Annotated in this window: 8 protein-coding genes; 5 read left to right on the top strand and 3 right to left on the bottom strand. The window is 64.5% G+C overall.

Features of this window, described 5'->3' with window-relative positions; translation table 11 throughout:
* On the top strand, positions 1-610 hold a 610-nt coding region (locus tag EOA23_RS27645; RefSeq protein WP_127306478.1), incomplete at its 5' end, for a polysaccharide deacetylase family protein.
* A gap of 45 nt (positions 611-655) precedes the next feature.
* On the opposite strand, the gene EOA23_RS27640 is transcribed toward EOA23_RS27645, so the two are convergent.
* The 3 genes from EOA23_RS27640 to EOA23_RS27630 form a co-directional block, all read right to left on the bottom strand.
* Complete coding sequence (locus EOA23_RS27640; RefSeq protein WP_127306477.1) at positions 656-3,073, bottom strand: FAD-dependent oxidoreductase; 2,418 nt, start codon at positions 3,071-3,073, stop codon at positions 656-658.
* Positions 3,074-3,218: 145 nt separating this feature from the next.
* Entirely contained in the window at positions 3,219-4,862 is a 1,644-nt protein-coding gene (locus EOA23_RS27635; RefSeq protein WP_127306476.1) for an ABC transporter substrate-binding protein, read from the bottom strand.
* A gap of 234 nt (positions 4,863-5,096) precedes the next feature.
* Entirely contained in the window at positions 5,097-5,990 is an 894-nt protein-coding gene (locus EOA23_RS27630) for a LysR substrate-binding domain-containing protein (protein WP_126082271.1), read from the bottom strand.
* Positions 5,991-6,160: 170 nt separating this feature from the next.
* On the opposite strand from EOA23_RS27630, the gene EOA23_RS27625 reads away from it, so the two are divergent.
* The 4 genes from EOA23_RS27625 to EOA23_RS27610 form a co-directional block, all read left to right on the top strand.
* Complete coding sequence (locus tag EOA23_RS27625) at positions 6,161-7,558, top strand: MmgE/PrpD family protein (RefSeq protein ID WP_245474361.1); 1,398 nt, start codon at positions 6,161-6,163, stop codon at positions 7,556-7,558.
* A 7-nt stretch (positions 7,559-7,565) separates the two neighbouring features.
* Positions 7,566-8,807: an FAD-dependent oxidoreductase gene (locus EOA23_RS27620; protein WP_127306475.1), complete on the top strand. Its 1,242-nt coding sequence runs from the start codon at positions 7,566-7,568 to the stop codon at positions 8,805-8,807.
* A 3-nt stretch (positions 8,808-8,810) separates the two neighbouring features.
* Positions 8,811-9,077, top strand: a complete 267-nt coding sequence (locus tag EOA23_RS27615) for a sarcosine oxidase subunit delta (protein WP_127306474.1) — start codon at positions 8,811-8,813, stop codon at positions 9,075-9,077.
* Positions 9,074-9,566 (top strand): 2Fe-2S iron-sulfur cluster-binding protein (locus EOA23_RS27610; protein WP_189341727.1); only part of this gene is annotated, 493 nt, incomplete at its 3' end. The genes EOA23_RS27615 and EOA23_RS27610, both read left to right, overlap by 4 nt.

Raw genomic sequence — 9,566 nt, 5'->3', positions numbered from 1 at the left:
CTATGTCGTCGGGCGCGCGCTGGAGCTCAACCCGGACGCCGGCAAGGCGATCGCCGCGCTCGGCAGCGACATCGTCTGCCATGGCTGGCGCTGGATCGACTACGCGCCGCTCAGCGAAAAGGAAGAGCGCCAGCATATCGCCATGACGGTGGACATGGTGCGCAAGATCACCGGCATCGATCCGCTCGGATGGTACACCGGCCGGCCAAGCCTCAACACAAGGCGGCTGGTGGTCGAGCATGGTGGCTTCCTGTTCGACTGCGACGACTACAATGACGACCTGCCCTATTTCGTCGACGTCGGCGGCAAGCGGCATCTGGTCGTGCCGCACAGCTTCGACAACAACGACAGCCGCTTTTCACGCGGCTCGGGCCTGGAGACCGGCAGCCAGTTCTTCGACTACGTCAGCGACGGCGTCGACTGGCTGCTGAAGGAGGGCCAGAAGACCCTGCGCATGATGACGGTGTCGCTGCATTGCCGGCTGGCGGCGCGTCCGGGTCGCATGATCGGATTGGAGCGCTTCCTCGACAAGATCACCGCCAATCCCGATATCTGGGTCTGCCGGCGCTCCGACCTCGCCCGCCATTGGCTAAGCCGCTTCGGCGGCTGAGGCGCCGGCGGCAATCGCCGCCTGACGTCTCAGGCGACGGCTGCCTCACGACCGTAGCCGCTTGCCTTCCGGGTCGAAGGGCGGATGCGCGAGCAACACGGCGTCATGCGGCCTCCCCAGTATGGCGACGGTCACCTTGTCGCCGGCCTTGGCGGTTCCCGCCTTGACGTAGCCCATCGCCAGCGACTGCTCGACGAAATAGCCATAGGCCCCCGACGACACCTGGCCGATCGGCGTGCCGTCCGGCAGGAAGATCGGCTCGCCGCCGGTGGCGTCGGCATCCTTGGCCGAGACGGAAAGCATGATCAGCTCGTCGCGCGCCGGCTTCTCGGCGACGGCGAGATAGGCGTCGCGGTTGAGGAATTGCTTGTCGGTCTTGATCAGGCGATCGAGCTTGACCTCCTGCGGCCAGTATTCCGGCGAGTATTCGCGGCTCCAGCTGCCGTAGCCCTTCTCGACGCGCAGCGACATCAGCGCCCGCGAGCCGACTGGCCCGGCGCCGACTTCCGCGCCCGCCTTGAGCAGCGCGCTGTAGAGCTCGACCTGGTCGGCAGCCTTGCAGTGCAGCTCCCAGCCGAGATCCCCGGTGAAGGAGACCCTGAGCGCCACCACATCGACGCCGGCGACCGTGATCTGGCGCGAACGCATGAAGGGGAAGGCTTCGTTCGACAGATCGTCATTGGTGAGCCGCTGCAGCAGCTCGCGTGATTTCGGCCCGGCGACGTTGAAGCCGCCGAGTTCCTCGGTGCGCGAGCGGAAGGTCGTGCCTGCCGGCAGCGGCACCGACTTGAAGAAGCGCTGATGAAAACGCTCGGCCATGCCCGAGCCGATCACCATGAACTCGTCCTCCGCCAGCCTGGTCACGGTGAAGTCGCCGGCGATGCCGCCGCGCTTGCCGATCAACGGCGTCAGGCAGGAGTTGCCGACCTTGGCCGGCATACGGTTGGCGAAGAGCGCGTTCAGCCAGGCTTCCGCGCCCGGGCCCTTCACCTCGTATTTGGCGAAATTGGAGATGTCGATGATGCCGGCATGCTCGCGCAGCATGCGCGCCTCGCGACCCACCGGCCCCCACCAGTTCTGGCGCGTGAAGCCGACCGTCTCCTCGCGCGGCTCGCCTGCCGCGGCGAACCACAGCGGATGCTCCCAGCCGAAATTGAGACCGAAAACAGCGCCCATTTCCTTTTGCATCTCATAGACCGGCCGGGTACGCACCGGACGGCCGGCGGCGCGTTCCTCGTTCGGGAAATGGATCTTGAAACGGTGGCTGTACTGGTCCTGCACGCGCGCCTTGGTGAAAGCCTTGCCCGCCCAGTGGCCGAAGCGCGCCATGTCCCAGCCGAACATGTCGAGCGAAGGCTCGCCCTCGATCATCCATTCGGCGGCAAGCTTGCCCATGCCGCCCGACTGCGAGAAGCCGGGAATGATGCCGTTGCAGCAGAAATAATTGCTGAGCTCCGGCACCGGCCCGAACAGCACCGCGCTGTCCGGCGACCAGATCATCGGGCCATTGATCACCTTCTTGACGCCGGCGGTAGCGGCGGCGGGGACACGCTGGACGGCGCGCATCATGTTTTCTTCGATGCGGTCGAGGTCGTCGGGAAACAGCTCGTGGCCGAAATCGAGCGGCGTGCCTTCCTCCGCCCAGAACTTCATGTTGCGCTCATAGGCGCCGATCAGCAGCCCCAGGCCCTCCTGGCGCAGATAATATTCGCCGTCGCGGTCGGCGACCGACGGCAGGCGCCGGCCCATGGAGGCGATTTCGGGAATGGTCTCGGTGACGAAATACTGGTGCTCGGTCGGGATCAGCGGCAGTTGCAGCCCGGCCATGGCGGCGACCTCCCTGCCCCACAGGCCGGCGGCGTTGACCACCCATTGCGTGCGGATGTCGCCCTTCGGCGTGCGCACGATCCAGCTGCCGTCCCCCTGCGCCTCCGTCGCCGTCACCGGCGTGAAGCGATGGATCTCGGCGCCGCGCTGGCGCGCGCCTGCGGCATAGGCCGCCGTCACGCCGGACGGATCGACATTGCCGCCCTCCGGCTCATACATGATGCAGCGAATGCCGTCGAAATCGACCAGCGGATGCAGCCGCTCCGCCTCGTCGCGGCCGACCTCGTAGAAATTCATCTTGTAGCGACGCGCCTTGGCTTCCTGGAGCCGCAACTGATGCTCGCGCGCCTCGGTCTGTGCGAGATAGAGCGAGCCCGGCTGGAAGATGCCGCAGCCCTGGCCGGTCTCGGCCTCCAGCTCCTTGTAGAGCGCCATCGTGTAATGCTGCAGCCGGCTGATGTTGGTGGAATCATGCAGGCCGTGGATGTTGGCCGCGGCGTGCCAGGTCGAACCGGAGGTCAGCTCGCTGCGCTCCAGAAGCACGACATCCGTCCAGCCGAACTTGGCGAGATGATAAAGGATCGAGCAGCCGATCAGGCCGCCTCCAATGACGACGGCTTGTGCATGAGTACGCATGGTTGAGCTTTCTTCCCTTTGTTCGGCGACTTGCTTCGCGCTCTTGGCAGCGTTTTGGGATTTCATTTAGCTGACTGATCGATCGCAGTCGCCGGTGAATTCAGGGGCGCAAACGCGCCCCTGAATTGGCGCTTGAGCTGCCAGTCTAGGCCTTGTCCAGCCAGACCTTGTCCAGCTGCAGTTCGAATGTCTGGTGCATGCCGAGGTTCTTCACATAGGTGGCGTGGTGGCGGTAGAGCGAGCGCCAGAACGCCTGAACCAGAATGCCGGAGTCCTGCAGGATGAACTCCACCTCCTTCATCAGCTCCTTGCGCTTGGCCGGGTCGGCGACGGCCATCGCCTCGTTGAGCTTCTTGTCGAACTCTGGATTGGAATAGCCGGACTCGTTCCACGCCTCGCCGCTGCGATAGGCGATCGCCAACACCTGCACGCCCAGCGGCCGCATGCCCCAGTCGGTGGTCGACCACGGATATTTCGTCCAGTCGTTCCAGAACGAAGAGCCCGGGATGATGGTGCGCTTGACCTTGAAGCCGGCGTCGCGCATCTGCGCGGCAACGACGTCGGCCGGGTCCTTCACATAATCCGCATCGTAGGAGATGAGCTCGAACTCGTGGTCCGTCTGGCCGGCCTCGGCCATCAGGGCCTTGGCCTTGGCCAGGTCGCGCGGAACCTTCGGCAGCTCGTAATATTCCGGATGGATCGGGCAGACATGGTGGTTTTCGGCGACCTGGCCCAAGCCGCTATAGCCGAGCTTCAGCACGGTCTCATTGTCGACCGCCAGCTGGATGGCGTTGCGGACCCGCTTGTCGTCGTAAGGCTTGTTGGTCACGTTGGTGCGCAGCACGATGGTGCCGGCGGTGACCACCTGCTCCTTGACCAGTCCCATGCTGTCATAGAGGTCGACGGTGCCGCCGACCGTCTGGTAGTTGCAGTCGATCTCGCCGGCCTCGAAGGCGCTGCCGATGGCGGGGTTGGAGGCGTCCGATCCATAGTCGACCCAGTCGACGCCGTCGAGATAGGGCTCGCCGCCGAACCAGGTGAAGTCCTTGCGCCGCCTCACCGAAGCCGACTCGCCGACCTTGTAGGAGATCAGCTCATACGGACCGGTGCCTGGTGTCTTCAGCATGTCGGCGCCGTTCTTGTCGAAGTCGCGATGCACGATGACCGCCGGATAGTCGGAAAAGCCGGGGATGATGGTGACGTCCGACTGGCGGCATTTCAACTTCACCGTATGGTCGTCGACCTTGGTGATTGCGCCGGCGGCGGCCTTCTTGGTGGCGGGATCGATCAGCGAGCTCATGCGGCCGGCCATCGAATTGCCTTCGGCCGTCTTATCGCACCAGCGTTCGATGTTGTAGACGATGTCGTCGGCATTGAAGTCGTCGCCGTTCGACCATTTCACCCCCTTGCGCAGATGCAGCGTGTATTCGGTGGCGTCGTCGCTCACCTCCCAGCTCTCGACCAGATGGCCTTCGAAGGTGAAGTCGGTGGTGTAGTCGTTGCACTGGCGCATGACATTGGCGATTTCCGACCAGTCCCAGGCGCGCGGATCCTTCATGTCCTTGATGATCATCTGCATCTTCAGGATGCCACCCTTCTTGCCGGGCACGAGCGCGGCGGCCTTGGCCGGCGCAATCCCCGCCATCGAATAGGCGAGCGCCGTGGAAGCGCCCATCACGCTTGCCATGGCCAGGAATTCGCGGCGGTCCATCCCGCCCTTTTTGACTTCGGCTGCGTAGCTTTCGATGACCGCCGGGACGCGGTCACCGTTGCTCTTGAACATTGTCATCGTTGTTCTCCGGTTCAGGGCTTTTTTGCCCGTTGCATTCCCCTTGCGGCACGCATGTTAGGGGCGATGCAAAAATCCCGGAAGGGCTCGGCCCTTCAGAAACCGCAGAAAACCGGCCGTTGAGGCCTAAAAAAACAATGCCATTGGCGCGCCAATTTTTTGAGGCTGAAACCGGTGCTGGAGCAATTCCAGGAAAAGTGTGTAACGGTTTTCCGTCCGGAATTGCGTCAAACTCTAAGGTCGCGCGGCGTCCTCCCTGGCCCTGGACAGGATCCATTCCCTGACCGTGCGGGCGATATTTCCCTTCGAGAGCTGGCTCTCGGTCAGATAGTAATTCCAGGGGCTTGGCGGCCGCACCGGAAACGGCTCGACCAGCAGCCCACGATGCATATAGGCGTGAGATAAAGAACGCTGCGTGGCGACCAGGCCGGCGCCCATGGCAGCAAGTTCGAGCGCGATGTTCGAGGCATTGGTCGACAGGCCCTTGTCGTGATCCTCCATGTCGACCCCGAGCGCCTCGGTGACCACCTGCCAGTATTCCTGGCGGCCATGCACGAAGATCCAGTCCACCTTGAGCATGTCCTGCGGCGTCTTCAGCGCATGCTCGCCTTCGAGCATGCTCGGAGCACAGAGCAGGACCAGCTCGTCGTTCCAGAGCGGGATCGCCGAAGGCGGCCGGTCGTCGAAGCGCCGCGTCGAGATGGTGATGTCGGCGATCTGTTCGCTCAAGTCTTCCCAGATCGTGCCGTGCAGCACGATCTCGATCTCGGGATGCTTCTTGCGGAAAGCGGCCATGCAGCCCGCCAGCCAGTTTTCCGCAAGGCTCATCGGACAGGAGACGACCACGGTTTTGTTTCGCGAGGACGCCACGATCGCTTCGGTCGCCTGGTCGATCTGGTCGAGTGCCTGGCGCAAGGTCGGCAGGAACGCCTCCCCCATCTCGGTCAGCTTCAGGCTGCGCGGATAGCGGATGAACAGCTGCCGGCCGATATAGTGTTCGAGCGCACGCACATGCGTGCTGACCGCGGCTTGCGTATAACCCAGTTCCTTGGCAGCCGTGGTGAAGCTCAAATGGCGGGCAGAACTTTCGAACGAGCGGATATAGTTCAAGGGGGGTGGCGGCTTCATCCCGGTCTCCAGCTGCGTAATGTCCATAGCTATCGCATGCGCGACCGGCCGTTCAATCGCGGACAAGCGACATGGCATCGATATTTTTGGCCAAAGCCGCCAAACTAATCGCGTGCCTGCGCGATGAACCCAATTTAATGGTGTTGTGAGAAGACAGGGGAGATAAGCGCGTGGCTGTGCCGTCATACCGGCGTGAGGGGCCTGTCGTCAGTTCCGATACGTTCACGCGCCTTGCCGATTTCGTGCTGCGGCGTCCGGCTTCCGTCTTCCCTCAGCCGGTGCTTGAACAGGCGCGTTACCTTCTGCTCGACACGCTCGGCATCGCCGTCGCGGCAGGACCGATGGAAGCAGGCCGGATCGCGCGCGACACGGCCGTGCTGCTCTATGGTTCGAACGATCCGCAATATTCGGCCCGCATGCTGTTCGACGGGCGCCGCGCAAGCATCGCCGGCGCGGCCTACGCCGTCGCCACGCAGACGGACAACCTCGACGGCCATGACGGCTACAGCCCGACCAAGGGCCATATCGGCGTCGCGGTGGTGCCGGCGCTTGCCGCGCTCGCGGAAGCAAGGCCCGACCTCACCGGACCGGAGGCGCTGGCGTCGCTGGTCGTCGGCTATGAAGTCGCCGGCCGTGCCGGCATCGCCCTGCATGCGACGGTCAGCGACTATCACACGTCAGGCGCCTGGAATGCCTTGGGCGTGGCGGCGATCGCGGCGCGTCTGCGGCGGCTCGACGAAGCGCAATTGCGCGAGGCGCTGGGCATTGCCGAGTATCACGGCCCGCGCAGCCAGATGATGCGCGAGATCGCCACGCCGACCATGCTGCATGACGGCTCCGGCCCCGGCGCCCTCATTGGCCTTTCGGCGGCTGTGCTTGCCGAACGCGGCTTCACCGGAGCGCCGGCGATCACCGTCGAGGCGCCGGATGTCGCGACGCATTGGCAGGATCTCGGCGTGTTCTGGCAGTCGCTGCATCAGTATGTGAAGCCTTATCCGATCTGCCGCTGGGCGCATGCGGCGATCGACGCGGTGCGCGGACTCTGCCTGGCGCACGATCTTGCCCCCTCCGACATCGCCCATGTCCAGGTCAACAGCTTCCACTATGCCGCTACCCTGTTCGACGGCATGCCGGACACGACCTCGAAGGCGCAGTACAGCCTGCGCTTCGCCGTCGCGACCTTCATCATCCACCGGCGCATCGGGCTTGAGCATATTTCCGGCGCTGGGCTCAAGGATGCCGCGGTCGCCGACATGCTCACCCGGATCACAGTAACCGAGAACGAGCGCCACAGCGCCCGCTTCCCGGCCGGCCGCTGGGCCGATGTCGTCATCACGACCAACGATGGACGCGTGCTGATGTCTGGAGACGTGCATGCGCGCGGCGGCCCTGAGGCGCCGATGTCGAAGCAGGACGTCGAGGCCAAATACATGGAATTCGCGGCGCCCGTGCTCGGACCCGACCGCGCAGCGGCGATCCGCGACGCGGTGCTTTCGCTCGACGACCGCGACAGCCGCTTCTCCGATCTCTCGGCTCTGCTCTACGATCCTCCCAAGACGTCCAGTTGAGCGCGCAATGCCCCTCGGGCTTCTGAAATACGGTCTCAGCAGGGACTATCCGGTCAGCGGCGACATCCCCGCCACGCCCGAGCTCAAGCCGGCCTATGATGTCGTCATCATCGGCGGCGGCGGACATGGGCTGTCCTGCGCGCATCACCTTGCCAAGTATCACGGCATAGAGAGCGTGGCGGTGCTGGAGAAGGGCTACCTCGCCGGCGGCAACACGGCGCGCAACACCACCACCATCCGCTCCAACTACATCACGCCGGAAGGCATCGCCTTCTACAAGGAAGGCGTCGAGCTGTTCGAGCGGCTGTCGCAAGAGCTCGACTTCAACGTCATGTTCTCGCAGCGCGGCCAGCTGACGCTTGCGCATAGCGAGGCGACGATGCGCAGCTTCCATATGCGCGCCGAGATGGGCAAGCACATGGGCACGCGCACCGAGGTCGTCGATCAGAAGGGCGTCGAGGAACTCTGCCCGCTGCTGAACATGGACTATGGCGGCCCGCTCGAAATCCTCGGCGGGCTCTGGCATGCCGACGGCGGAACGGCGCGCCACGACGCAGTCGCCTGGGGCTATGCCGCGCAGGCATCGCGGCGCGGCGTCGAGATCCACCAGCGCACCGAGGTGCAAGGCTTCGAGGTCGTCGGCGACCGCGTCCAGGCCGTCAAGACGAACCGGGGCCGCGTCGCCTGCGGCCAGGTACTGATCGCCACCGGCGGCATGAATTACGACGTGGCGCTGATGGCCGGCGTCGACCTTCCGATCCGCTGTTATCCGCTGCAGGCAATGGTCACCCAGCCCTTGAAACCTTGGCTGGATACGCTGGTCTCGTCGGTTTCGCTGCACACCTATCTCGTCCAGTCATCGCGCGGCGAGGTCGTCATCGGCGGCGGCTCCGATCCCTACCAGCTCTACTCGACGCGCTCGACACTCGACATGAAGGAGCACCTCGCGGAAGGCGCCGTCCACCTCTTCCCCTTCCTGGAGGGCGTGCGGCTGCTGAGGCAATGGGCCGGCATCACCGACATGACGCCGGACTACAGCCCGATCATGGGGGCGAGTCCGCTCACCAATCTGTGGCTTGACTGCGGCTGGGGCACCTGGGGCTTCAAGGCGACGCCCGTCGCGGGAAAGCGCATGGCGCAGACGATCGCCGAGGGCCGCGTGCCCGATATTCTGAAACCCTTTGCATTGGAGCGCTTCGAAACCTTCCGGCTGCTCAATGAAATGGGCGCCACCGCCGCGAGCCATTGATCCATGAAACTGCTCACCTGCCCCATGAACGGCCCCCGCAACATCGACGAGTTTCAGTCCTTCGGACCGGTGCGCGCTAGGCCCGATCCGAACGCAACTGCCGACAGGGATTGGTCGCGGCATCTGTTCCGCGCCGAAAACCGCAAGGGCGTCGTGGTCGAATGGTGGCGGCACGTGCCGAGCAACTATTTCTTCCTGGCCGAGCGCGATCTGGTCAGCAACGAGATCATCCGCACCTTCGACGCTTCGCAACTGCGGGACCGCGCATGAACCGGCTGCCCGCCCCTTTCGGAAGCCGCATCGACCGGAGCCGCCGCATCCGCTTCACCTTCGAGGGCAAGCCCTTCGAAGGCTATGAGGGCGACAGCATCGCCAGCGCGCTCGCCGCGTCCGGCCAATGGGTGCTGTCGCGCTCGTTCAAATACCACCGCCCGCGCGGCATTCTGTCGATGACCGGGCCCGACGCCAACGCTCTGGTGCAACTGCCATCCGAACCGAACGCCGCCGCCGAGCGCACGCCGATCAGCGAAGGGCTGCGGGTCAGCGCACAGAATGTCAACGGCTCGCTCGAGCGCGACCGCGACGTCATCATGGACAGGTTCGGCCGCTTCCTGCCGGTCGGCTTCTACTACCGCACCTTCATGGGCCCGCGCCGCGACAGCTGGCTGAAATTCTGGGAGCCGATGATCCGCCGCAAGGCGGGCCTCGGCGTGGTCGACACCAAGGCTCCGCACCGGCATTTCGACAAGACGCACCTGC

This window comes from Mesorhizobium sp. M2A.F.Ca.ET.042.01.1.1 (genome assembly GCF_003997405.1).
GTDB lineage: Bacteria > Pseudomonadota > Alphaproteobacteria > Rhizobiales > Rhizobiaceae > Mesorhizobium.
This window is presented reverse-complemented; position numbering and strand designations above follow the sequence as displayed.

Bases quoted from the DNA above. Each gene is read 5' to 3' on its own strand.
- EOA23_RS27640 (WP_127306477.1), bottom strand. From the start codon at position 3,073: ATGCGTACTCATGCACAAGCCGTCGTCATTGGAGGCGGCCTGATCGGC.
- EOA23_RS27635 (WP_127306476.1), bottom strand. From the start codon at position 4,862: ATGACAATGTTCAAGAGCAACGGTGACCGCGTCCCGGCGGTCATCGAA.
- EOA23_RS27630 (WP_126082271.1), bottom strand. From the start codon at position 5,990: ATGAAGCCGCCACCCCCCTTGAACTATATCCGCTCGTTCGAAAGTTCT.
- EOA23_RS27620 (WP_127306475.1), top strand. From the start codon at position 7,566: ATGCCCCTCGGGCTTCTGAAATACGGTCTCAGCAGGGACTATCCGGTC.
- EOA23_RS27615 (WP_127306474.1), top strand. From the start codon at position 8,811: ATGAAACTGCTCACCTGCCCCATGAACGGCCCCCGCAACATCGACGAG.